Source organism: Pseudomonas sp. LB3P25 (genome assembly GCF_054897985.1).
The window spans coordinates 4567278-4590711 of record NZ_CM142711.1 but is presented as its reverse complement, the minus strand read 5'-3'; the positions used below and the strand labels follow the sequence as shown (position 1 = coordinate 4590711).

Sequence of the window (23434 nt, the reverse complement as noted above, 5' to 3'; positions counted from 1 at the left end):
GCCCGACGTGCGGCTCGTGCGACGTACATCCAGTCTCTAAGTATTGACCATGATCAACCTCCCGTCCGTAAACCGGGTGCAGGCTGAAGTTCGTGCTGAACTCAAGCGCACGTGAACGCGCAGGGGAACCCGATGGCAACCGCCAACCGGCAGCGATCAAGTCACAACTGACCATCGAGCGACCTTATCCGCGCCATCGCGACGATCCGTATCTGGTGGACTTGCGACGCCAGATCATGGGTTTGCTGGGGCTGGGTGAGAGCTGGTAATCATGGGTTGAACGAACACTATTTGCCAAACAACGAAGTACCCCTGTGGGAGCGAGCCTGCTCGCGAAGGCCGGGTGTCAGGCAATACAGGTATCGACTGACACACCGCTTTCGCGAGGAGGCTCGCTCCCACAGGGGGGCACTCATTTACAAACTGAACCGGCGCAAAATAACGCCCAGTCCGTCGGACATCGCCTTGAGTTCCTGGGTTGTTCGCACGATCCCGCTCTGGGCTGCGGCGTTCTCTTCCACGCTTTGCGCCACTCTTTCGACGTTGCAGGCGACCTGTTCACTGGCGGCACGCTGCTCCTGCAGCGACAACGAAATGAAGCTGACGGCCGCAAGGGATTCGTCCAGTGCACCCTTGATCCTGCTCATGGAATCGCCAGCGCTTTCGACCAGTTTTTGGCCATGGGTCACGCGCTCACAGCCGGCGGCCATGCTGTCTTTGGCTTTGACCATGCCGTTTTGTATGGCATTGACCAAGGCTACGATTTCCGTGGTGGATTGGGCTGTGCGGGCGGCCAGGCTGCGCACTTCATCGGCGACCACGGCGAAGCCGCGACCTTGCTCGCCCGCGCGTGCCGCTTCGATGGCGGCATTGAGGGCCAGAAGATTGGTCTGTTCGGCGATGCCCCGAATCACCCCGACAATCAGGCTGATGTCGTTCGACTGGATCGCCAGTTGATCGATATCCGATGAGCTTTGTGCAACCAGGTCGGCAATCTGTCCCATTTCCTCGATGGACGCTTGCATCACCGCCATGCCTTCGCCGGTGATTTCTCCTGCTTTTTGCGCGGTGCTCTGGGCCTGTCGAGCATTGTCGGCGATGTGAGTGATACTCACGGAAAGCTCTTCTACCGTGGCCGCCATGGAGGAGGCGGTCTCGCTTTGCAGCGCAGCGCTGCTCAATCCCTGTTCGGAGGACGCAGACAATTGCAGCGTGGCACCCTCAATCTGCTCGGAGGCCTGGCTGATCTTGCCAATCATGTCACTCAGGCTGTGGCGCATGGCCTGGACGGAGTGCAGAACACCCGTCGACGGCTGTTGCTGATCAAGCTGCGTAGTGGCCAGTTTCCCCTCGGCGATGTTCGAACTGATGGCGGCAAGTTCCGCAGGTTCCGCACCGAGCTGGCGGCCCAACAGTCTGGAGAAAAAGAACGTATAGGCGGCGCCCGCGATCAGCGCCAGTAGCAGAATCAGCAGGCTGGTTCTGAGGTTGGCGGTGTAGGCAATCTGGTTCTGTTCGAACTGGTTCTTGGCTTCCACCAGTTGAACCTCGATCAACTCGGAAAATTTGTCTGACAAGGGGTCAATCAGCGGATACAACTGCTCGGTCGCGAAACGTGCCAGACCCGCGTCGTCGTTCTGGCGCAGCATGCCCAGCAAGTTTTGCAATGGCCCGCGGGTGGCTTCCATCAGTGGGTTGATCTGCGCGATCAGGCGCGTTTCTGCCGGAATCAGTTGCGTCGATTTATAGGTTTGCCAAGTCTGGTCGATTTCCCTCTGGGCCTGTTCGATCCGGCTCAGTGACTCAGCTTTGGTGAAGTTGCCATTGCGCGCTTTATGGGTGGCATCGACGATGTTCACGGCATACAGGTCAGCGATTTTTTTCAGATCCCGCAGGGGCACGACTCGATCGAGGTAGACGGTCTCCAGGCTGCGTACAGCCGATTGCATGCCAAAGAGTCCAAGTCCGCCGACGCACAACAATCCCAGCAGTAAAGCGCTGGTGAGCAAAAGCAGATGAGTTCTGATTTTCCAGCTTTCCATAGTCCGGTATTCCTAGATCATTTCATTCAGGAGGGCGATCGAGTGGTCAGAGTGTGTGGCTCCAGTGTGCAGTGAAGGCACATTGGCATCATGTTCTGTATAGACGAAAAAAACCGCTGCGCTACCGGCGTGTATTTACGAATTTGCGACGTTCGATCGTTGCCAGAATCGCAGCTTGCGCCAGACCTACTCCTGAACGAGCTGGCTCATGGGCGTTCCTCTTGCTGGCGCTGGGCGAACACCGCCTTGCCGACACCTTGCAGAACAGCGTCGTTCTGCTGCGTGTGAACACGGCTGCACAACACGTCGCGGTAATGCCGTTGCAACGGATTATTGCGTGACAGGCCGGGATTGCCGGATGCCTCGATGGCCAGCTCAACGGCGCGTGGCAAGGTCAATAACGCCGCCCCGAGGTTGGACGGCTTGCGTGTTTCCAGCCAGCCCACCAGCCAGTCACGGGCCTGAACCAAGACAGGCCATGGCTGCCGGTGGAGTAGATTTTTCTACTGCTGATGCGCCAACCTGCGGCGGTGCGCCTGGCGATGGTCGCCGGCAGACCGCCGCGAGCCGTGGCGGCCAGTTGTTTGCCGATGCTGTCGAGCAACGCATCGAAATAGACTGCCTCGACCGATCGCAGCAGAGGCGGGTGTTGAGAAGAAAGGCTCATGGGGAATTCACTCGATCAAAAAAGGTAGGCGTCCTGAATCTGTCGCCTCGTTAGCGGGATGCCTGGTTGAGTTGGGCGCGCCGGGCGTTGAAGCTCTTGTCGAAGCCTTGGGAGACGTCGATGTGTTTGCTGAGAATGCCTTCTTCCTGATAGATGTCCGCGGTGGTTTGCAGGCCGCTGATGACCTTGTCGTCAATCTCCACGGGTTGCATGTGTGTGCCTTTGGCCACGGCGACATGCACGGCCAGCGGCAAGCCGGTGACTTTCGCTTGAGCGGCGGCAAATGCCTCGGGATGAGCATTGGTCCAGCGGTACGCGCGGTCGACCCGTGCGACGAAGTCGTCGAGTTGCTGGCGTTTGTCAGTGATGGCCTGGTGGGTGGCGGCGAAGTACAAATGGTTCGTCAGCAAGGTCTCGCCGCTGACCAGCACCTTGGCCTGACTTTGAGTGGTGGCAATGGTGGTGTAGGGATCCCAGGTCGACCAGGCGTCGGCACTGCCGTTATCCAGCAGGATTCGCGATTCGCTGGGCAGCAGGTAGATGAACTGCACGTCATGGGTGGTCAGGCCGACGCTGCGCAAGGCTTTGATCGCCAGGAAGTGACCGATGGAACCGCGGGTGGTGACGATCCGTTTGCCCTTGAGGTCGCTGGGGGTGTTCAGTGCCGAGTCCTTGGGCGCGAGAATGGCCGTGGTGTAGCGGCCCTCGGCATGCACGATGCTGACGACTTTGATCGGCGCACCGGCCCCGAGGGCGAATACGTAAGGCGCATCGCCCAAGGCACCGATATCCACCGCGCCGGCATTCAGCGCTTCGCCCAACGGCGCGGCGGCTGGAAACTCGGAGAACTGGATCTCGTAAGGCACATCCTTCAATTCACCGGACACCTCCAGCAGCACCTTGATCGTGGATTTTTGGTTGGCCACCCGCAGCGGTTGGAGGTCAGCTGCGTGGGCGGTCGCACCGACGGTGAGGGCGACGGCGATCAGCAGGTGTTTGAAGGGCAGGGTAAAGCTCATAACGGCGTGCTCCAGGCGGGTTGTACTGGTTTGGGTCACCTCCGCCTGGAGAAAGGGGTCGGTGCGAATTTAATGTCAGGTGGCTCTTCACTTAAGCCGTAACTCGATCTGTAGCAGCTGGCGAAGCCTGCGTTCGGCTGCGCAGCAGTCGTGAGTCCGGCTGTCGTGGTTTACCTGACGCACCGCAATTGCTGATTTTACGACTGCTTCGCAGCCGAACGCAGGCTTCGCCAGCTGCTACAAAGAATGCGTCGTGGCTGAGGTTCAGATCACGAAAAAACCATGGGTGCCGTCGCGGGCAAGCTGATCCACCAGCCCGTATTCCCAGTCCAGATAAGCCTGCATCGCTTCGCGAGGGTTATCGGTGCCCTCGTAAGGGCGGCGATAGCGGTCGATGCGTGGCGATGCCAGCTGACTTTCGCCTTCCTCCAGGGGCAGTTGCGCGGCGATCCAACTGGCGGTGCCGTCTTTAAGCAGGAATACCTGTCTGCCGGTCAGCGCCTCGACCTCGGTGACCGCCAGACGCGCCAACTGGCTGCTGCCGCAGGTCAGTACATAGCGCTGCGCCGAGGGCACCTTGGCCAGGGCTTCGCGCAGTTGCCCGCGCAACGTCCACCACGCGCCGGGGATATGGCGCTTGACGTAGTTGGCGCTGCTGGTGAAATCCAGCACCACGCTGTCGCCCTCGGCAAGCCATTGGGCGAGGGTTTCGGGGCTGATTTCTTCGGCCTGTGGCGGCGTTGGGACGGGCGCTTGCCAGGCACCGTTTTCGCTGAAGTGTTCAGGCTGCAGGTCATCCAGCACATGCACTTCCCAGCCCAGTTGCGAGAGCCAGGACGCCGACATGTTGGCGCGCACGCCATCGTCATCGACCAGCACCAGGCGCGCGCCGCGCACACTGGCGAAGTGGTCGGTTTCCTGCACCAGTTGGCCGCCGGGTGTCGAGCGGGCAGAGGGCAGGTGGCCGGCGTCGAATTCCTCCGGAGTGCGGACGTCGAACAGGTAGGTGCTGCGAGTGGGTTCTTGTTGCCAGCGTTGCAGGTCGGCGAGGGTGGCGCGGCCCACCAACGCTTTGTCGGCGACGCGACGGGCATCGCGAGCGGCAATTTGACGATGTTCTTCGCTGGTTGGCGCAAACCGGCGCGACTGGCCGTGTTGAAGTGTTTGACCGGCGAGGGTCCAGCCGATGGTGCCGTTGCGCAAGGCAGACACCGGGTTGGTGATGCCGGCATTGATCAACGACTGAGTGCCGATGATGCTGCGGGTGCGCCCGGCACAGTTGACGATGATGCGTGTCGCCGGGTCCGGCGCCAGCTCCCGGGCACGCAACACCAGTTCCGCCCCCGGCACGCTGATGCCCGTGGGAATGCTCATGGTCTGGTATTCATCGAAACGCCGGGCATCCAGCACCACCACGTCGGCCTCGCTGTCGAGCAGCGCCTGAACATCTTCAGCGGCCAGGGACGGCGTGTGGCGCTGGCTTTCCACCAGCTCACCAAAGGCTTTACTCGGCACATTGACGTCGATGAACAACTCGCCACCGGCGATGCGCCAACCGTCCAGACCGCCTTCCAGCAGGCTGACATTGACGTAGCCCAGGCCCTGCAAGCGCTGAGCGGCGATCTGCGCCAGACCTTCGCCGTTGTCATAGACGGTGACGTGGGTATCGCGCCTTGGAATCCGCGAGTACACCTCAAGCTCTAGCCTGGACAGTGGAATGTTGGCGGCGAACAGTGGATGCGCCTCAGCGAAAGGCGCTTCTTCACGCACATCCACCAGCGCCAGTTCTTCTTTGTTCAGCAGTGCGTGTCGAATCTCGGCGAAGGAGCGGGTCGGTACGGTGTTAATCGGGCTCGGGCTCATAGGGCTTGGCTCTCTTTGGACACATCCCAGATGTTGGGGAGATAGGCGTTGGAATAACCGGAGATGAACAGTTTTTCGCTGCCATCGGCCTGGTACACCGCGCGGCGCACGGCACCGATGTTGGCACCGTAGACATGGATGCTGATGGAGACCTGGTCATCAAAGGCATTACTGACTTGATGAATGTCGCCGATCTTGGGTGATACGGCTTCGACCTGGCCCGGCCGCAGATGGATCGGGCTGCCTTCGGCTACCAACGTGCCGTCCGTGGCGCGTTCGAAACCTTGCGAGTATTCCGCACCACGCAACATGCCGATCAGGCCCCAAACCCGGTGATCATGCACCGGCGTACGTTGCCCCGGCCCCCAGACAAAACTGACGATACTGAAGCGCTGCCGTGAATCGGCATGCAGCAAATATTGTTGATAGCGCTCAGGGTCTGGCCGGGCAAATTCTTCAGGAAGCCAGTCGTCGTGGCTAACCAGTTGACCGAGCAGCTTGCCACCGCGATGCAGCAGATCGCCTTCGCGAGGGTGGCTGTCGATCAATTCCGCCAGGGCACCTATGAATGCTCTGAGTCTCTCCGGGTGTCGGGCCTGGGTCATGGCGATTCCATCGTTCGTGGTGAAATATTGGCCTTATGATTTAAGCATAATGTTTTTTCTCAATATGCGATTCTTTAATGATTAGGTTATAACTGAATGGAATTTATGGCTTCTGTGAATAGCGTTAGACGTTATCGATGGCGGCGCTGGAGTGCCGCGGGCTATCCAGATTCCACCATTAGAACTATGCTTTTCAGACATCTTATTGACTGTTCTCTATGTGCGGGCCAAATGAAAATTGACGATATCGATGCCTTTGTCGAAGTGATTCGTTGCCAGTCCATCAGCCATGCCGCCGAGTCGTTGCAACTGACTCAGCCGGCCATTACGCGGCGCGTGCAGAACTTTGAGCAGGCGCTGGGCGTGGAGTTGTTCGACCGCAATACCAAACCGCTCAAGCCCACGCTGATCGGCACGCGGGTGTACGAACAGTGCCGTTTGATCCTGCGGGAAATGGATGCGTTGCGCGAATTGGTGGCCACTGATGCGCCGCCCACGGGGTTGCTGCGTCTGGGCGTTCCGCAAACCATCGGCGACGTGGTACTGCTTGATGCGCTCAAGCATCTGCGAATGGAGTACCCCGACTTGCGAGCCCAGGTGGCCACGGGATGGGGCAGTCAATTGGTCGGCAAGATCGAGCGCGGCGAACTGGACGCAGCGGCGGCACTGTTCCCGGCGGGCAAGATTTTCCCGGACAACATTATTGGTGAGTCCATCGGCAAGATGGAGTTGGTGGTGGTGTGTGCCAAGGATCAGTTGCCCAAGCGTCCGTGCAAACTCGCCGACGTTTACCAGAGTGGCTGGATTCTCAATCCCGATGGCTGCGGCTTCCGGGCCGGGTTGCAGCGTACCTTGTCGGACCAAGGCCTGTCCCTGCGGGTCAATCTGGAAACCTTCGGTACAGAATTGCAGCTGGGCCTGGTCGCTGACGGGCTAGGACTTGGGTTGGTGCCGCGCCCGCTGCTGGAGCGCAGCGTGCACCATGATCAGTTGGCGGTGATGCCTCTGAAGGACTTCAAACCGGTGATGGACCTGTGGCTGATCTACCCGCGTTTTCTTGGCAACCTGCAAGGGCCGGTCGATGCCTTTGGCAAACTGGTTGCCGGGTCGTTGCAGAAAATCAAGAGTCCTGAAACTCGACGTTTAGAAGCATGAATGATCGTTGCATCGACGATCGTGCCCGGGCGTAGCGGCCGTCCTTTCTCCTGTAAATAATCATTGATGACGGCCAGGATTCCCGCCGCCAACGGGTGTTTTTCCGGCAGGTGCCGGACATCGGGTCACCACCTGTTCCATTTTGGCCAGAAAACATCCACGTCGGGTGTGCTTTTTATTGCCAGCGTATTCGAAGTCGCAAGAGCTCAGGACATATATCAGCACAGTCGAGGACTTATTCAGAGAGCCCCTGAAGCGTTTTGTTTTTTAAAAGGTATTAACTATTGCGTGCAGGACAAGCGCCAATAAATAGTTATTAAAAAATTGACGTGTTTCAGTGGCTTTACACTGTACGAGGAATGTATTGGATACGCTTACAATGTTGTAACGTTGGCGTTGCACTGTGTCAGGGCTTTAGGCGTGTCTGTCCGGCAAGTATCGTAAGTGTCTGCTTGTTTTTGGTGCGCGGGTATATGTTTTTGTTTGAGGTGTCAGTCACGGTAACTTTTATATCTAGCTGATTTTTATAGTGATTTTATCAAGGATTAACCTGTTTACGATATTGGCACTCACTTTGCTGATCTAACTGCTCATGTTGTCGGCGCGAAGTGTTAGAAATTTCTGTTAAAAAAAACAGTACGTGTTTGATGTTTGGCTACACTCCTAATTCTTCGAGTGTGGGTCGAGAGTCAAGTTGTACCTAACGGTCGGTTAGTTGGTGCGGTAGAGCGACTGTCGGCCTGCGCGGCATGCCGATGGCCTTCCTGAATCAGGATATACGGGGGATTCACCGATGCGGATCAGCATATTTGGTTTGGGGTACGTGGGCGCTGTTTGTGCGGGCTGTCTCTGTGCTCGCGGCCATGACGTCATCGGGGTGGATGTCTCGCAAGTCAAGGTCGACCTGATCAACCAGGGTAAATCGCCCATCGTTGAACCCGACCTGGAGCCGCTGCTCGAGCTGGGGGTGAGTTTTGGGCGGCTGCGTGGTGACCGTGATGTGAAGGCGGCAGTGATGGACACGGACATGTCGTTCCTCTGCGTCGGTACACCGAGCAAGAAGAATGGCGATCTGGACTTGGTCTACATCGAGTCTGTCTGCCGCGAGATCGGCGAAGCCCTGCACGACAAGCACAGTTGGCACACAGTAGTGGTGCGCAGCACGGTGCTGCCGGGCACGGTGAAGAACGTGGTGATCCCGATACTTGAAGAGTGTTCCGGCAAGAAGGCCGGGGTCGACTTCGGTGTGGCGATCAACCCGGAGTTCCTGCGCGAAAGTACCGCGATCAAGGATTATAACTGTCCGCCCATGACGGTGATCGGTGAACTCGACCAGCGCAGCGGTGACCTGCTCGCCACGCTCTATCAAGAGCTGGACGCGCCACTCCTGCGCAGGAGCATCGAAGTGGCGGAGATGATCAAGTACACCTGCAACGTCTGGCACGCGACCAAAGTGACCTTCGCCAATGAGATCGGCAATATCGCAAAGGCCGCCGGCGTGGACGGTCGCGATGTGATGGACGTGATCTGCCAGGACACCAAACTCAACCTGTCGCGTTATTACATGCGCCCCGGCTTCGCGTTCGGCGGTTCCTGCCTGCCCAAGGATGTGCGTGCCCTGAACTATCGCGCCGGGCAAATGGACGTCGAGCACCCGCTACTGGCCTCGATCATGCGCAGCAATGCGGTGCAGGTACACAGAGCCTTCGACATTATCAGCAGTTACGGCAAGCGGCGTGTCGCGCTACTCGGCCTGAGCTTCAAGGCGGGCACCGATGACCTGCGCGAAAGCCCGCTGGTGGAGTTGGCCGAGATGTTGATCGGCAAGGGCTACGACCTGCATATCTTCGACCGCAACGTTGAATACGCGCGTATCTACGGGGCCAACAAGGAGTACATCGAGTCGAAGATTCCGCACCTGGCTTCGCTGTTGTGCCCTGACCTTGCGAAGGTGATCGAGCAGGCGGAGGTGATCGTGCTGGGTAACAGTGACGAGTCCTTCAAAGCCATTGCGCTTCAGGTGCCCGAGGGCAAGCAGGTGGTTGACCTGGTGGGCTTCCTGCCACACGCCAGTGACGATCGGCTCGAGGGTATCTGCTGGTAAGCGAGGCGCGAAACTGATGCGCCCCAAGCAACATGGGTTTATCGAACGGGGGTCATAGGTATGGCTGATTCCAGGGTTTACTTGCGCGAAGCTGCGGGCTGGCTGTTCTACGTCACCGCGCTGATGGGGCTTGCACTGTTGCTGCCGCGCACCGTGTTCGATCCCCAATCCAGGGACTTTCTCCTGTTGCTGGGGGCGGTCGGTGTCTGGCGTTATTCGATGGGCGCGATCCATTACCTGCGGGGGATGCTGTTCCTTTATCTGGTCTTCCCTTATTACAGACGCAGAGTCACCAGGCTGGGCAGCAGTGCCGATCCGTCGCAAGTGTTTTTGCTGGTCACCAGTTTTCGTATCGATGCGTTGACCACGGCACAAGTCTACCGCTCGGTGATCGAAGAGGCCATCGGTTGTGGTTACCCGACCACGGTGGTCTGTTCCATCGTCGAGCTGGCCGATGAACTGCTGATCAAAGCGCTGTGGGACAGCTATACCCCGCCGGAGCAGGTCAAGCTGAGCTTCGTGCGGATTCCCGGCACCGGTAAGCGCGATGGCCTGGCCCATGGTTTTCGGGCGATCTCCCGGTATGTGCCGGATGCCGATGCGGTGGTGGCGGTGGTCGATGGCGACACGGTGCTCTCGCCCGGGCTGGTGCGTCAGACCGTGCCCTGGTTCAAGCTGTTCCCGAAGGTCGGCGGGCTGACCACCAATGAGTTCTGCGAGGTGCGCGGAAGCTACCTGATGAGCCAATGGCATAAGCTGCGGTTCGCCCAGCGACACATCAATATGTGTTCGATGGCACTGGGCAAGCGAGTGCTGACAATGACCGGGCGGATGTCGGTGTTCCGCGCCCAAGTGGTGACCGACCCCGGCTTTATTCAAGACGTTGAGAGCGATTATCTGCAGCACTGGCGCCTGGGGCGTTTCCGCTTCCTTACCGGTGATGACAAGTCCAGTTGGTACAGCCTGATGCGGCTGGGCTACGACACTTTTTATGTGCCCGATGCGGCGATCAACACGGTCGAGCACCCCCCGGAAAAAAGCTTCTTCAAGGCCAGCCGCCAGCTGATGTTCCGCTGGTATGGCAATAACCTGCGGCAGAACTCGCGGGCGCTGCACTTGGGCGTGCAGCGCTTGGGCTGGTTCACCTCGCTGGTGCTGTTCGACCAACGCGTATCGATGTGGGCCAGCCTGCTCGGGCCGTCAGTGGCGATCATTGCCAGCCTCAAATACAGCATGGCTTACCTGCTGATTTATGTGCTCTGGATCGGCCTGACTCGCTTGATCCTGAGTCTGCTGTTGCTGGCTTCGGGGCACCCGGTCGGGCCGGCCTATCCACTGATTCTCTATTACAACCAGTTGGTCGGCGCCATGGTGAAGATCTATGTGTTCTTCCGTCTCGACCGGCAATCGTGGACGCGCCAGAAAACCAGGCTCGACCGCGGGCTGGCCAGCTATCAGCGCTGGTTCAATACCTGGTCGTCGCGGGCCATGACCTTTTCGGCCGGCAGTGTGTTTTGCGCGCTGCTGATGTGGGTGGTGTAGCACAGGTGTCAGGGCAGTCGGCATGCCGTGTCGGTCTGCACAGCGGTAAAGGATAAAGGTGCACACCGGCTCTGATCTGCCGGATCGTTCTCAATCGTGGATGGGAAGGGACGCGTTATGAACACAGCTTGTATTGCTGTTGATGACAATGTCGTGCATGAGTCGGAGGTGCAGCGTCAGCATGCGCGGCTCAATCTACCGGCGAGGATCAGGTTTCACGGGTCGAGCCGGGAGATGTTCGATTGCGAACTGATCGACTTGTCAGCGGGAGGCTTCAGCCTGAGTCAGCCGAACCCGCCGCTGATCGTGGGCCGACAGCACAAAGGCAAACTGCTGTTCCAGGTCGATGCGCTTGGGTTTGCCATCGACGTGGAGTTTGTCGTGCGCTCGGTAGGCAGCGAGGGGCTGCGGGTGGGTTGCGAGTTCCACAACCTGCCTCCGCGCGCGATCTCCGCATTGCGTTATCTGATCACCTCGTACCTCTCGGGTGGGGTGATCAGCCTGGGTGACATGCTCGCGACCCAGCAGCGCGACAACTTCACCAAGCCGCGAAAGCATGAAAGCGGCAACGGCCTGGGCTTTTTCGCACGCTTGCGGGCGACCACGGTGAGCTTGCTGATGTTCCTGGTGGGGCTGGGTGCCTTTGGTTATGTGCTGCAGCAGTTGTATGGCATTTATTTCGTCACTCACGCCGAATCGGCGCGGGTCAACGTGCCCGGCCAGTTGATCGGCCTGCCGCGCGACGGCAGCGTCAAGTCGTTGGTCAAGGTGGGGGCGGTGGTGTCCAAGGGGGCGCCGCTGGCGACCTTTTCCGCCTCGCTGCTGGATGTGATGAAAGGCAACCTGCCGCCCGGGCAGGCGACCCCGGAAAACCTCGAGCGCCTGTTCAGCCGGACCCTGCAAGGTTCGCTGACCAGCCCTTGCGATTGCCGGGTGGTGGCGCAGTTGGTGCCGGACGGCCAGGTCGTCGGCAAGGGCACCACGGTGTACGAGTTGATGCCGATCGATGGTGTGGCGACCATCGAGGCGCGCTTCCCCTATAAGAACTTTGCCAAGATCCAGCCTGGCAAGGCAGTGAGCTTCCAACTGGTCGGTGAAGAACAGCCACGCACGGGCAAAATCGCCACGGTGGTGCTGGACAACGGCGGCCTGGCCTCCGACCTGCGGGTCACCATTGAGCCTGACAGCGCGTTGCAGACCGACCTGGCCGGGCGTCCGGTGGAGGTCAGTATCGAAAACCTGCAGAGCAATGCCTGGGTGAAGAATGCCTGGGCGGCCAATACCTGGGTGAAAAACGCCTGGGAGAATAAAGCCATGGCGGCCGGAAAATGAACGGCGCATGGCGATTGGGGCTGCGGCTTTCTGCGCTGGCCGCTGCTCTGACGATGATTCATGGTTGCGGCACCCTGCCGGATCAGGGGTTGGCGCGCGAGGCCATGTTGCGCGGCGATTATGAAACGGCACGCAAGCACTATGCGGCGCTGGCCCAGGACGGCTATGCCGATGCCCAGGCCGGGATGGGTGACCTGACGGCGTCGGCGGGCGACCCGGCGAGCCTGAAAGAGGCTGAAGTCTTGTACCGACAGGCCGCGCCGGAGTCGGTCAAGGCGCAGTCACGTCTGGGCCGCTTGTTGCTGCGTCAGGGACCGACTGATCCCAAGCAAGTGCACGAGGCCCGGCAATTGCTGGAAGGCGCGCTGGATAAAGGCGAGTTCAGTGCGGTGGTGCCTCTGACGTTGTTGTACCTGGGCTACCCGCAACTGGCGCCTGGGGTGGATCCGCAGCAGAAGGTCGATGGCTGGCGCGCCCAGGGCATTATCGAGGCGGATCTGGCGCAGATTCTGATTTACCGCAATCAGGGCACCTATATGGCTCACCTGCCGCAGATCGAGCAGATGTGTCGGGCTCGGCTGGCGGTACTCGATGCTTGTTATGTGGAGCTGGCCACCCTCAACCGAATGCGCGCCCAGCCCAAGGCGCAGGAGGCCTTGCTGGTGGAGTTGCGCCAGGGTTGGCGCGAGGGACGAGTCGCGCCCTTGCGGGTCGAGTCGGTGGCGCGGGTTCTGTCGTCGCCCGCCCTCGAAGGCCCGGCCGATGCACAAAGCGCCCAGCGCCTGCTCGAGGAACTGGCGCCGGTCTATCCGCCGGCCTGGACCAGCCTGGCACGGTTGATCAACGACTACCCCGTGCAAGGCGATGCGCCGCAATTGCTCTCGGCCTTGCAGCGCGGGCGCGAGGCGGGCGACCCACGGGCGGAACTGCTGACCGGGCGGCTGTATTACCTCGGCAAATGGTTGCCGCAGGATCCGCGCCTGGCTGAAGAGCATTTGCTCAAGGCGGCCGCGGCCGGTGAAGTCGGGGCGCATTACTACCTGGGCCAGTTGTACCGGCGCGGTTATCTGGGCCAGGTCGAACCGCAGAAGGCGCTGCAACATTTGTTGCTGGCGGCCCGCAACGGTTCGCCCAATGCTGACCTGGCCCTGGCGCACATGTTTTCCGACTCCCGCGGGGTCAAGGTCAATCGGATCAATGCCTATGTCTTTGCGCAACTCGCGCAGCGTCAGGGCGTGGTAAATGCAGAGCCAGTGCTGTCGGCCCTGCAGTCGGGGCTGACCCCGGCAGAAAGGAAAATCGCGCAGCCTTTGCTTGAGGGGGAAGCCCAGGCCCGTCTGACGGGCGCGGCGCTAGCCAGACTGCAAACTCCGGAAAATGGACAGGACTTACTATGAAGCAAGCATTATTGGCAGGTTGTGGTCTGGGTGTTTCGCTGATGTGCAGTGCCGGTCTGGCGCTGGCGGCGGAAGTGGCACCGAAGAATTTCGGCCTGGACGTGAAGATTACCGGTGAGTCGCAGGACGACCGTGACCTGGGCACCGCACCCGGTGGCACCCTCAACGATATTGGCATCGATTTGCGCCCCTGGGCCTTTGGCCAATGGGGTGACTGGAGTGCCTATTTGATGGGGCAGGCGGTGGCGGCGACCGATACCATCGACACCGATACGGTCAACAACGGCGTCGACGAAAGTAACGCCCGTGGGACCGATGACAGCTACCTGGCGCTGCGCGAGTTCTGGGTTGATTATTCGGGTATCACCGCCTATCCGGGCGAGCATTTGCGCTTGGGGCGCCAGCGTTTGCGCGAGGACAGCGGCGAGTGGATGGACACCAATATCGAAGCGCTCAACTGGACCTTCGAGACCACGCTGTTGCGCGCCCACCTCGGCGCCGCCGAACGCTATTCCGACTACCGCACTGACTTGAGCGATCTGGCGCCCGAAGACAAAGACCGCTCCCATGCCTTCGCCGACATCTCTACGCAATGGGCGCCCAATCACTGGTTCGGCCTGCGTGTACATCACGTTGAGGACAACGGCAGTCTGCCCAATACGGGCGAGCAGCTCGATGCGCTCGACAAGACCAACACCGGCAGCCTGACCTGGGTCGGTCTCGAAGCGAACGGTGACGGCTATAACTTTCGCTCGACGATGCCGGTCAATTACTGGCTCAGCGCCACCTGGCTGACCGGCAATCGCGACAACCTCACCAGCGTGGTCGACGCTAACGGCGATCGCATTGCGACGGGCCACACCAGTGGCGACGTCAACGCCTGGGGCGCGGACCTTGGCCTGCGCTGGAACATCGATGAAAGCTGGCGCCTCGGTGCTGCCGCAGCCCGCGGCGACGGTGGCGGTCGCGACCAGGAGAATCAGTTCCAGCAAACCGGCCTGCAGAGCAACCGCTCGAATTACACCGGCACGCGTTCGCGCGTTCACCGTTTCGGCGAAGCCTTTCGCGGTGAACTGAGCAACCTCCAGGTGGCTACCCTGTTCGGCGCCTGGCAGTTGCGCGAGGACTACGACGCCAGCCTCGTCTACCACCGCTTCTGGCGGGTCGACGACCAGCAGGAAACCGGTGACGACGGGATCATCAATGCGGCTCTGGTGGACGGTGAGAAGGACCTGGGCCAGGAAGTCGATCTGGTCATGACCAAGTACTTCAAACAAGGTCTGTTGCCCGCGAGCATGGTGGATTGGGTCGACGAACCCTCGGCGCTGATCCGCTTGCGCCTCGGCGTGTTCTTCCCGGGCGACGCCTACGCCAGCGACACCGACTCGAGCATGCACCGAGCGTTCATTGATTTCGTCTGGAAAATCTAGGCCCGTGTTGTTGCCCGCAGTGATGCCATCGTGGGCAACGGCGCCTTGATCACACCAGGTTGCATTTATTTTGATGAGTGAGGCTTATGGACAGTGTCGTCAAGATAGGGCTGTTGCTCGCGGGTCTGCTGTTGGTGCCGACCGCGGGTGTCAGCGCGGCGGGTATCGTCTTCGCGCCGCGCTATACCATCAGCGAGGCTCCGGGAAAGCCCTTGCTGATCAGCGAGCCGAAGATCCCCGACCTGTCCGGCTATACGGCCGAGGCCGCCATGGCGAAGATTGCCTACAAACCCGCCGGGCGTGCCTTGATCCAGCCGATGCTCAAGGAAAACTCGCTCGACGAGTTCATCGGCGGCAAGGAGCGTCTCAAGGAATGGGTGGTGCGCCAGAAGCAAATGCCCGTGGCGATCTTCATCGACCGTGGCTACATGAGCCTGACGCAACTGGCGCGCAGCCTGCCACCGACGGCCTTGCGCGAAACCGCGCCGGGGGTGTTTCTGGCGCGCTTGCCGATCGTCATACGTCCCGGCGGGACCCTGCATATCGACAAGTCGGTCAAGGAGTTGCGATTGTCCCAGGAGGGCGGTTCATTCCTGGTCAATGACGGCAAGCTGTTTATTACCGATACCAAGGTCAGCGCCTGGAGTGAGAAGAACGACAGTCCGGCCTGGTACAAGAAGGAGGACGAGTTTCGGCCCTTCCTGGTGTCCTGGGGCGGCACCGAGACTTACATCGTCAACAGCACCATCACCAGCTTCGGCTACACCGCGAGCAAGAGTTATGGGGTGAGTATTTCCCAGTACAGCCCGAGCATGGCGCCGAAGATGAAACGCAAGCGGCCGACCGGCTGGCTGCTCAATTCGCAGTTCGTCGACAACTGGTACGGCTTCTATTGCTATGAGGCCGACGACGTGGTGATTCTCGGCAATTCCTACCGCGACAACATCGTCTATGGCATCGACCCGCACGACCGTTCGCGCCGGCTGATCATTGCCCACAACGACGCCTTTGGTACCCGCAAGAAGCACGGCATTATCCTCTCACGCGAGGTCAACGACAGTTGGATCATCTACAACCGTGCCTACAACAACCACCTGTCGGGCATCGTCCTGGACCGTTCCAGCGTCAATAACCTGGTGGCCTACAACGAGACCTACAAGAACCTCTCCGACGGTATAACCCTGTATGAGAGCGGCAATAACCTGCTCTGGCGCAACCGCGCGGTCGACAATGACCGGCATGGGATCCGGGTGCGTAACAGTACCGGTGTGCGGCTGTATGAAAACGAGCTGATGGCCAATGCCCTGACCGGTATCTACGGCCACACCAAGGATTTGCGCGGCAGCGACCGCGACCTCAAGGAAGACCCCTACGAAGCCAGGCTGTCGCTCACCGTGGTCGGCGGCAAGCTGATCGGCAACGGTTCCAGTCCCATCACGGTGTTTTCACCCTCGCGTCTGGAACTCTATGACTTGACCTTTCTGGCGCCGCAGAAACAGGACGGCCTTGCCTTCACCGGTTTGCTGGGGGAGGTGCAGGGCGACTTGATGGACATTCTCCTGCGCCGCCATGCCGCCGCGTTGATTCTGCCCGAGACACTGTGAGGAGCCTGCCGATGAACACCCTCCATGGATTTGCCGCCCTGTGCCTGCTGTCTGTGCCGGCGTGGGGACAGGAGCCGCCGCAGTACACGGCCGAGGCCTGCTGTCAGCTGTGCCCACAAGCGGCGCAGGCAACACTTTACGAGCAGCCGGAGTTGAAAAACTACGCGACCCTGGTGGAGGCCAAGGACCAGTGGCTCTTTCGCAGCCAAAGCGATTTTCGCACTGACTTCGGCCTCGATGAGAGCGGTTACAAAGCTCTCAAGCGCCTGCGCGACGGGCTGGCCCAACGCGGGGTCGAGCTGATGCTGGTGTTGCCACCCAGCCGCGGCTTGCTGCATGCCGACCGCCTGACGCCGCTGGAACTGGCCAACTTCGATCAGGCCAAGGCCCGGCAGAACTACTTGCAAACGCTGGACCGGGTGCGCGACTTACGTATTCTGGTCCCCGACTTCACCAGCCTGCTGGGTGCGCCGCAGCCAACCGGGCAGCCTTTCTACTTCAAGGGCGACCACAACTGGACGCCCTATGGCGCCGAACGCAGCGCCCAATTGGTGGCCCAGACGCTCAGCGGTAACGATGTGCTCAAGGCGTTGCCGCACCAGGTCTTCGCCAGCCAGCCGATCGGCTTGTTGGGACGCTCTGGCACGTTGCAAAAAGCCGCCGCGCAGATCTGCGGCAACGGTTATGCGGCGCAGTTTGTCACCCGTTATCAAACCCGGGCCCAAGGCGACGCCAAGGTCCCCGCCAAGGTCGCCTTGATCGGTACCAGCGCCAGCGGCGAGGCGTTCAATTTTGCCGGCTTCCTCGAACAGTATCTGCAGACGCCGGTCAGCAACTTCAGTGTGCCGGGCGGTGGCTACGATGATTCGTTGATCGCCTACCTGCTCGGCGACGACTTCCAGAAGCGCCCGCCGACGGTGCTGGTGTGGGAAACCGATAATCTCGACAGCCTGGGCAAATCCAGCTTCTACCGGCAGGCGATGGCGGCGCTGAGCGATGGCTGCGACAACCAGGCGCCGCTGCTCAAAAGCCATTCGACCCTGCACAGCGGGCGCAATCAGGTGTTGTTCAACGGCGGTGGCGGCAATGTGTATCCGATCAAGGGCAATCGCTATCAGGTCGACCTCACGTTCGCCGATCCCGGCGTGCACCTGATGAGCGCGACCCTGACCTACATGAACGGCCGCCAGGAAAACATCAACTTGAGCCGTGCGCCGACCGTCAATACCCAGGGCCGCTTCGTCTTCGAGTTGCGCGCCGATGCGGACTGGGACGAACTGACGTTTCTTTCCATGGAGGTGCAGCCACCGCCTGGACCGACCTCCATGGAACTCTCGGCCCGCTTGTGTGCCAAGCCCGTCATCTCGGCGACACCTTCCCTGCGCACCGCGCAGACGGAGGGACACTGATGCGACAGGGGCACTGGGCCGCCATTGGCGTGGCCTTCATTCTGATGGGGCCGACCGTGCAGGCGGCTGCTCAACTGCGCCCGCCGCAGGGCTATTACGCGCCGGCCGAGGACAAGAAGGGCGACGTGCCGAGTTGTCCGGCGGCGCCCAAACCCTATACCGGTGATCTGTTGATCCCCAGTAAGTACGAGGGCTCGGGCAAGGCACGTGATCAGCTCAACGTGGAATCCAACCAACGCTACAAGCAAATGTCAGCCGATATCAACGAACTGGAGAAGGGCGTCAACAAACAAGTCGCCGCCTATTTACGGCTCGGCCGCGCCGGCTATGTGGACTGCACCCTGAGTTGGCTGGGCGATTGGGCCAAGGCGCAGGCGCTGCTGAGTACCACTTACACCCATACCGGCAAGTCGATGCGCAAATGGGCGCTGGGCAGTATTTCTTCGGCCTATTTGCGGCTCAAGTATTCGCGTTCGCAGCCATTGAGGGGGCATGAGGCGCAGACCCGGCCGATCGAGGTCTGGATCGGCCAGGTCGCCGATCAGGTGGTGCGGGACTGGCGCGACCAACCGCTGGACCGGCTGAACAATCACCAGTATTGGGCGGCCTGGGCCGTCATGGCGGCCTCGGTGGTGGTCGACCGGCGCGACCTGTTCGACTGGTCGGTAGCGCAGTTTCGCATCGGCGCTTCCCAGGTCGATGCAGACGGCTATCTGCCCAACGAACTGAGCCGCGAAACCCGCGCACTGGCTTACCACAATTACGCGATGGGGCCGCTGATGATGATCGCTGCCTTTGCCCGAGCCAATGACATCGACCTGCGCGAAGAAAACCACGGTGCCATGCGGCGTCTGGCGGCGCGGGTGGAGGAGGGGATCAAGGATCCAAGCTCGTTTGAACGCAAGACCGGCTACAAGCAAGCACTCGAGGACCTCAACGAGGATGGCAAGTTTGCCTGGTTGGAACCTTACTGCGCGCTGTACGACTGCTCGGCGCAAACCAACCGCTGGCGCCAATCGATCGAACCGATGAAAACCTACCGACTGGGCGGCGACATCACCCAGCTATTTGCTGACCAGAAGGAGTAGATGCAACGGCCAGCATGCCCTGGATACAAGGTGGGGCCATGCGGCGTAGGGCTGATTCCGTAGCAGCTGCCGAGCCTGCGAGGCCGTGGCGAGGGGATTTAGCGAAACGTCGCACCGCCCCGTTGGGCTGCGAAGCGGCCCTGTTTTTCCAGCCACACCGCATCCAATGGATTACGACGGCTTCGCCGCCGAACGGGGATAAATCCCCTCGCCACGGCCTCGCAGGCTCGGCAGCTGCTACGAGAGCCAGACCCAAAAGGTGTGTAGATACCTATGTGTTGTAAAAGAGGAGGGCCATCCTTCGCTGTTTGAAGAGCCTTCATATCGAATGATCAAGGTATGGGAGGTAAGCGTAATGATTCCAGTCATTCTGTCCGGCGGCAGTGGTTCGCGGTTGTGGCCGTTGTCGCGCAAGTTGTATCCCAAGCAATTCCTGAGTCTGGCAGGCGAGGGATCGCTGTTTCAGCAGACCCTGCAGCGCCTGGCGTTCGAGGGGGTTGGCAAGCCGATCGTGGTCTGTAATCAGGAGCATCGCTTTATCGTCAATGAACAACTCGCCGCCATCGGCTGTACGCCGCAGGCGATACTGCTCGAACCCTTCGGCCGCAATACCGCGCCGGCGGTGGCGCTGGCGGCCCTCAAACTGATCGCCGAAGGCCGCGATGAGCTGCTGCTGGTGCTTCCGGCCGATCATGTGATCAGTGACGTGCCCGCCTTGCGCGCCACGCTGTCACACGCGCAGGAAGAGGCGCTCAAAGGCAATATGGTGCTGTTCGGCATTCCGGCGATGCGTCCGGAGACCGGTTTTGGGTATATCAAGGCCGCCGGCAGCGATGCTGGCGCCGGCGCCTTCAAGGTCGAGAAGTTTATCGAGAAACCCGACCAGCAAACCGCCAGCGAATTTGTCCGGTCCGGCGAGTACTTCTGGAACAGCGGCATGTTCCTGTTCCGTGCCAGCCGCTATCTCGACGAGTTGCGCACTCACGAACCCGACATGTACGACACCTGCGTGCTGGCCCTGGAGCGCAGCCGCAGCAGCGAAGGCGTGACCAGTATCGATCGGGTCACCTTTGAATGCTGCCCGGACAACTCCATCGACTATGCGGTGATGGAGCGTACCAGCCGTGCCTGGGTCGTCCCGCTAAGCGCTGGCTGGAGTGATGTCGGTTGCTGGTCTTCGCTGTGGGATGTGCACGACAAAGACGTCGACGGCAATGTGCTCAAGGGCGATGTAGTCAGCTACAACAGCCGCAATTGCTTCGTGCATGGCAGTAGCAAGCTGGTGACCCTGCTAGGGCTGGACGATTTGGTCGTGATAGAAACCAAGGATGCATTGATGGTCGCGCACCGCGACACCGTGCAGGACGTGAAAAAACTGGTTAATGCGCTCGATGCCCAAGGTCGCTCGGAAACCCAGAGCCACTGCGCGGTGTATCGCCCTTGGGGCAGCTACAATTCGGTGGACAGTGGCACCCGCCACCAGGTCAAGCACATCACCGTGAAACCTGGCGCGCAACTTTCCCTGCAAATGCATCACCACCGCGCCGAACACTGGATCGTGGTCTCCGGCACCGCCCAGGTGACGTGCAACGAAAAGGTCTTCCTGCTCACTGAAAACCAGTCCACCTACATCCCGATCGCTTCGGTGCATCGCCTGTCCAACCCCGGCAAAATTCCGCTGGAAGTCATCGAGGTGCAGTCCGGCAGTTACCTGGGCGAGGACGATATCGAGCGCCTGGAAGATGTCTACGGCAGGAACCAACAGGTCAAGAGTTGAGCGCGGCATGAATGGAGCGGCTGAAACATAATAAAAAAAAATGATAATTAGCTTAGATTAAAATGTGCTTTTTATTATTTTTTGGCGTCCCATAGGCTTACTGGAGACCTTAAGGCCATCCAGGAAGTTTTGCCATGAGCAGCGTCAGCCCGTTATCCAGCGTCTCGAAACATGTTCGCCAGCGCGTCAGCCCCGAAGAATGGGACGTGCGGGTGAAACTGGCCGCGGCCTATCGGCTGGCGGCCCTGTTCAAATGGACTGATCACATCTACACGCATTTTTCGGCGCGGGTACCGGGGCCCGACGAGCATTTCCTGATCAATGCCTTCGGGCTGCTGTTCGAGGAAATCACCGCCTCCAACCTGGTCAAGGTCGACATCGACGGCACTGTCGTCGACGACCCGACAGGGCTGGGCATCAACTACGCCGGTTACGTGATCCACAGTGCCATTCACGGTGCGCGCCCCGACCTGCAAGCGGTCTTGCATACTCACACGCGTGACGGCATTGCAGTGTCCGCCCAGCGCGAAGGTTTGTTGCCGATTTCCCAGCACTCCATTGGTTTTTCCGGGCGGGTGGCCTACCACGGTTACGAAGGCGTGGCGCTGGACCTGGACGAACGCGAGCGTCTGGTGGCCGATCTGGGCGATAAAAGTGTGTTGATCCTGCGTAACCACGGTTTGTTGACCGCAGGCATCAGCGTCGAACATGCGTTCCAGCAGCTGCACGTGCTGGAACGCGCCTGCAACATTCAGATCGCCGCCCAGGCCGGCGGCAATGCCGAACTGATCTTCCCGCCGGCCGAAGTGGTGGCCAAGGTCGAGAAGCAGGCCGAGATGTTCAAGAGCGGCGACGGGCCGGGTGTCGCGCGGCACTGGAATGCGCTGATCCGGCAGTTGGAGCGGACCGATATCGATTATAAGAATTAAGCCTTTCCCACAGGGATCCGTGGTGAACACAGTCCTTGTGAACACCCGGAGCAAAAGGTGGGAGCGAGCCTGCTCGCGAAAGCGGAGGTTCAGCTTGCATTGATATTGAATGTGCTGCCGTCTTCGCGGGCAAGCCCGCTCCCACAGGGGAATGTGTTGGACATAAAGCTTGTGGATCACTGCCGATCAAAATGTGGGAGCGAGCCTGCTCGCGAAAGCGGCCTGCCAGTCAACATCTCTGCTGAATGTGCTGCCGTATTCGCGAGCAGGCTCACTCCCACATTAGATACTCAATGCTTTCAAGCCACTTTTTCAGCCGCTTGCCGCTCACGCTCGGCCACCCGCTTGCGGGTCAGGGGGATCAAACGCTTGCCGTAGTCGATGGCATCGTCGAGCGGGTCGAAACCGCGGATCAGGAAGGTGGTGATGCCCAGGTCGTAGTAGTCGAGCAGGGCTTCGGCCACTTGTTCTGGGGTGCCGACCAATGACGTCGAGTTGCCTTGTGCCCCCAGCAGGCCAGCGATCCCGGTCCACAGTCGCTTGTCCAGGCGCGAGCCTTGAGCGGCGGCTGCCAGCAGGCGTCGGGAGCCTTCGTTCGGTGGCTCGCGGCGCACAAAACCATTCTGTTCCGCCAGGGCGGTGGCCTGTTGCAGGATGCGTTCGGCACGTTCCCAGGCTTGCGCTTCGGTGTCTGCCAGAATCGGTCGCAACGACAGGCTGAAGCGAATGCTGCGGCCATGTCTGGCGGCCTCGGCGCGTACCTGTTTCACCACTTCGCGCACTTGCTCGTAGGTCTCACCCCACAGTGCATAAACGTCCGCATGCTTGCCCGCGACCGCAATGGCGGCCGCAGATGAGCCGCCGAAATACAGCGGAATGTGCGGCTGTTGTGGCGACTTCACGAGTGAGTGCGCGCCCTCGAACTGGTAATACTCGCCTTCATAGTTGAAAGGCTTTTCGCGGGTCCATTCCTGGCGCAGCACGTCGAGGTATTCATCGGTGCGCGCGTAGCGCTCGTCCTTGCCGATGTAGCTGCCGTCGGCCCGCAGTTCGCGATCATCGCCGCCGGTGATGATGTGCACGGCGGTGCGTCCGCCATTGAAGACATCGAGGGTTGCGAACTGGCGCGCAGCCAGGGTGGGCGCCGCAAAACCCGGTCGATGGGCGATGAGGAACTTCAGGTTTTTCGTCACGCTGGCCGCGTGCGAGGCAATCAGCGTGCTGTCCGGGCTGTTGGAGTGGAAGGCCACCAGTGCGCGGTCGAACCCCGCCTCGTCATGAGCGCGGGCGACTTTTTCCACGTAATCGGGCTGTAACACGGGGCCGCTGCGGGGGTGGATTTCCGAAGCATGGTGGCCGGCAATGTAGCCGATGAATTCAATACTCATGGGATTTCCTTGTCGTTGGATAGCGTGATTCAAGCCTCCACCTGGCATTGGGGTCGGTCAGTGGTGTCGAAGGTAGGCGCAGC

The 23434-nt window shown here is 60.2% G+C and carries 17 protein-coding genes and 2 pseudogenes; 12 read left to right on the top strand and 7 right to left on the bottom strand.

Going from position 1 to position 23434, the window contains the following annotated elements; all coding sequences use genetic code 11:
• Positions 1-92 precede the first annotated feature (92 nt).
• On the top strand, positions 93-269 hold the full coding sequence (locus ACYZTW_RS20920) for a hypothetical protein (protein WP_462001612.1): 177 nt from the start codon (positions 93-95) through the stop codon (positions 267-269).
• A gap of 147 nt (positions 270-416) precedes the next feature.
• On the opposite strand, the gene ACYZTW_RS20915 is transcribed toward ACYZTW_RS20920, so the two are convergent.
• The 5 genes and pseudogenes from ACYZTW_RS20915 to ACYZTW_RS20895 all read right to left on the bottom strand — a co-directional run bounded on the left by ACYZTW_RS20915 (position 417) and on the right by ACYZTW_RS20895 (position 6196).
• Positions 417-2042 (bottom strand): methyl-accepting chemotaxis protein, encoded by a 1626-nt coding sequence (locus tag ACYZTW_RS20915; protein WP_462001611.1) that lies wholly within the window; start codon positions 2040-2042, stop codon positions 417-419.
• A 206-nt stretch (positions 2043-2248) separates the two neighbouring features.
• Positions 2249-2700: pseudogene (locus tag ACYZTW_RS20910) on the bottom strand (hypothetical protein); the annotation flags it as partial.
• 59 nt (positions 2701-2759) lie between these two features.
• Entirely contained in the window at positions 2760-3728 is a 969-nt protein-coding gene (locus ACYZTW_RS20905) for an ABC transporter substrate-binding protein (protein WP_462001610.1), read from the bottom strand.
• Between the two features lie 264 nt (positions 3729-3992).
• A complete protein-coding gene (locus ACYZTW_RS20900; protein ID WP_462005813.1) occupies positions 3993-5576 on the bottom strand; it encodes a rhodanese homology domain-containing protein in 1584 nt (527 codons plus the stop codon).
• An 11-nt stretch (positions 5577-5587) separates the two neighbouring features.
• Positions 5588-6196 carry a cysteine dioxygenase family protein gene (locus ACYZTW_RS20895; protein ID WP_462001609.1) on the bottom strand — a complete coding sequence of 203 codons (609 nt, stop codon included), beginning with the start codon at positions 6194-6196 and terminating at the stop codon, positions 5588-5590.
• A 231-nt stretch (positions 6197-6427) separates the two neighbouring features.
• On the opposite strand from ACYZTW_RS20895, the gene ACYZTW_RS20890 reads away from it, so the two are divergent.
• Positions 6428-7351, top strand: a complete 924-nt coding sequence (locus tag ACYZTW_RS20890) for a LysR family transcriptional regulator (protein WP_462001608.1) — start codon at positions 6428-6430, stop codon at positions 7349-7351.
• On the opposite strand, the pseudogene ACYZTW_RS20885 reads toward ACYZTW_RS20890, so the two are convergent.
• Positions 7345-7467 (bottom strand): annotated as a pseudogene (locus tag ACYZTW_RS20885) (IS5/IS1182 family transposase); the annotation flags it as partial. The gene ACYZTW_RS20890 and the pseudogene ACYZTW_RS20885 sit on opposite strands and share 7 nt — an antisense overlap.
• Before the next feature lie 677 nt (positions 7468-8144).
• Between ACYZTW_RS20885 and ACYZTW_RS20880 the strand changes: the two are divergent.
• From ACYZTW_RS20880 to ACYZTW_RS20835, 10 genes are all read left to right on the top strand, one after another.
• Positions 8145-9455, top strand: coding sequence for a nucleotide sugar dehydrogenase (locus tag ACYZTW_RS20880; RefSeq protein WP_462001607.1), 1311 nt, complete (start codon positions 8145-8147; stop codon positions 9453-9455).
• A 60-nt stretch (positions 9456-9515) separates the two neighbouring features.
• Complete coding sequence (locus ACYZTW_RS20875) at positions 9516-10997, top strand: glycosyltransferase family 2 protein (RefSeq protein ID WP_462001606.1); 1482 nt, start codon at positions 9516-9518, stop codon at positions 10995-10997.
• 117 nt (positions 10998-11114) lie between these two features.
• Positions 11115-12329 (top strand): PilZ domain-containing protein, encoded by a 1215-nt coding sequence (locus ACYZTW_RS20870; protein WP_462001605.1) that lies wholly within the window; start codon positions 11115-11117, stop codon positions 12327-12329.
• Positions 12326-13726 (top strand): alginate biosynthesis protein AlgK, encoded by a 1401-nt coding sequence (locus ACYZTW_RS20865; protein ID WP_462001604.1) that lies wholly within the window; start codon positions 12326-12328, stop codon positions 13724-13726. Before ACYZTW_RS20870 ends, ACYZTW_RS20865 begins: the two co-directional genes overlap by 4 nt.
• A 41-nt stretch (positions 13727-13767) precedes the next feature.
• Positions 13768-15156 carry an alginate export family protein gene (locus ACYZTW_RS20860; RefSeq protein ID WP_462005812.1) on the top strand — a complete coding sequence of 463 codons (1389 nt, stop codon included), beginning with the start codon at positions 13768-13770 and terminating at the stop codon, positions 15154-15156.
• Positions 15157-15242: 86 nt separating this feature from the next.
• Entirely contained in the window at positions 15243-16760 is a 1518-nt protein-coding gene (gene algG / locus ACYZTW_RS20855; protein WP_462001603.1) for a mannuronan 5-epimerase AlgG, read from the top strand.
• An 11-nt stretch (positions 16761-16771) separates the two neighbouring features.
• Positions 16772-18169 (top strand): alginate O-acetyltransferase AlgX-related protein, encoded by a 1398-nt coding sequence (locus ACYZTW_RS20850; RefSeq protein ID WP_462001602.1) that lies wholly within the window; start codon positions 16772-16774, stop codon positions 18167-18169.
• A complete protein-coding gene (locus ACYZTW_RS20845) occupies positions 18169-19257 on the top strand; it encodes a mannuronate-specific alginate lyase (protein ID WP_462001601.1) in 1089 nt (362 codons plus the stop codon). The genes ACYZTW_RS20850 and ACYZTW_RS20845 overlap by 1 nt, the downstream gene beginning before the upstream one ends.
• A 355-nt stretch (positions 19258-19612) precedes the next feature.
• Entirely contained in the window at positions 19613-21034 is a 1422-nt protein-coding gene (locus tag ACYZTW_RS20840; RefSeq protein WP_462001600.1) for a mannose-1-phosphate guanylyltransferase/mannose-6-phosphate isomerase, read from the top strand.
• Between the two features lie 134 nt (positions 21035-21168).
• A complete protein-coding gene (locus ACYZTW_RS20835) occupies positions 21169-21963 on the top strand; it encodes a class II aldolase/adducin family protein (RefSeq protein WP_462001599.1) in 795 nt (264 codons plus the stop codon).
• A gap of 299 nt (positions 21964-22262) precedes the next feature.
• Here ACYZTW_RS20835 and ACYZTW_RS20830 read toward each other — a convergent pair whose 3' ends face one another.
• A complete protein-coding gene (locus ACYZTW_RS20830; protein ID WP_462001598.1) occupies positions 22263-23351 on the bottom strand; it encodes an LLM class flavin-dependent oxidoreductase in 1089 nt (362 codons plus the stop codon).
• Positions 23352-23434 lie beyond the last annotated feature (83 nt).

Excerpts from the sequence above, each read along its gene's own strand:
- ACYZTW_RS20915 (WP_462001611.1), bottom strand. The coding sequence starts at position 2,042 with ATGGAAAGCTGGAAAATCAGAACTCATCTGCTTTTGCTCACCAGCGCT.
- ACYZTW_RS20905 (WP_462001610.1), bottom strand. The coding sequence starts at position 3,728 with ATGAGCTTTACCCTGCCCTTCAAACACCTGCTGATCGCCGTCGCCCTC.
- ACYZTW_RS20895 (WP_462001609.1), bottom strand. The coding sequence starts at position 6,196 with ATGACCCAGGCCCGACACCCGGAGAGACTCAGAGCATTCATAGGTGCC.
- ACYZTW_RS20890 (WP_462001608.1), top strand. The coding sequence starts at position 6,428 with ATGAAAATTGACGATATCGATGCCTTTGTCGAAGTGATTCGTTGCCAG.
- ACYZTW_RS20880 (WP_462001607.1), top strand. The coding sequence starts at position 8,145 with ATGCGGATCAGCATATTTGGTTTGGGGTACGTGGGCGCTGTTTGTGCG.
- ACYZTW_RS20875 (WP_462001606.1), top strand. The coding sequence starts at position 9,516 with ATGGCTGATTCCAGGGTTTACTTGCGCGAAGCTGCGGGCTGGCTGTTC.
- ACYZTW_RS20870 (WP_462001605.1), top strand. The coding sequence starts at position 11,115 with ATGAACACAGCTTGTATTGCTGTTGATGACAATGTCGTGCATGAGTCG.
- ACYZTW_RS20865 (WP_462001604.1), top strand. The coding sequence starts at position 12,326 with ATGAACGGCGCATGGCGATTGGGGCTGCGGCTTTCTGCGCTGGCCGCT.
- ACYZTW_RS20860 (WP_462005812.1), top strand. The coding sequence starts at position 13,768 with ATGTGCAGTGCCGGTCTGGCGCTGGCGGCGGAAGTGGCACCGAAGAAT.
- algG (WP_462001603.1), top strand. The coding sequence starts at position 15,243 with ATGGACAGTGTCGTCAAGATAGGGCTGTTGCTCGCGGGTCTGCTGTTG.
- ACYZTW_RS20850 (WP_462001602.1), top strand. The coding sequence starts at position 16,772 with ATGAACACCCTCCATGGATTTGCCGCCCTGTGCCTGCTGTCTGTGCCG.
- ACYZTW_RS20845 (WP_462001601.1), top strand. The coding sequence starts at position 18,169 with ATGCGACAGGGGCACTGGGCCGCCATTGGCGTGGCCTTCATTCTGATG.
- ACYZTW_RS20840 (WP_462001600.1), top strand. The coding sequence starts at position 19,613 with ATGATTCCAGTCATTCTGTCCGGCGGCAGTGGTTCGCGGTTGTGGCCG.
- ACYZTW_RS20835 (WP_462001599.1), top strand. The coding sequence starts at position 21,169 with ATGAGCAGCGTCAGCCCGTTATCCAGCGTCTCGAAACATGTTCGCCAG.
- ACYZTW_RS20830 (WP_462001598.1), bottom strand. The coding sequence starts at position 23,351 with ATGAGTATTGAATTCATCGGCTACATTGCCGGCCACCATGCTTCGGAA.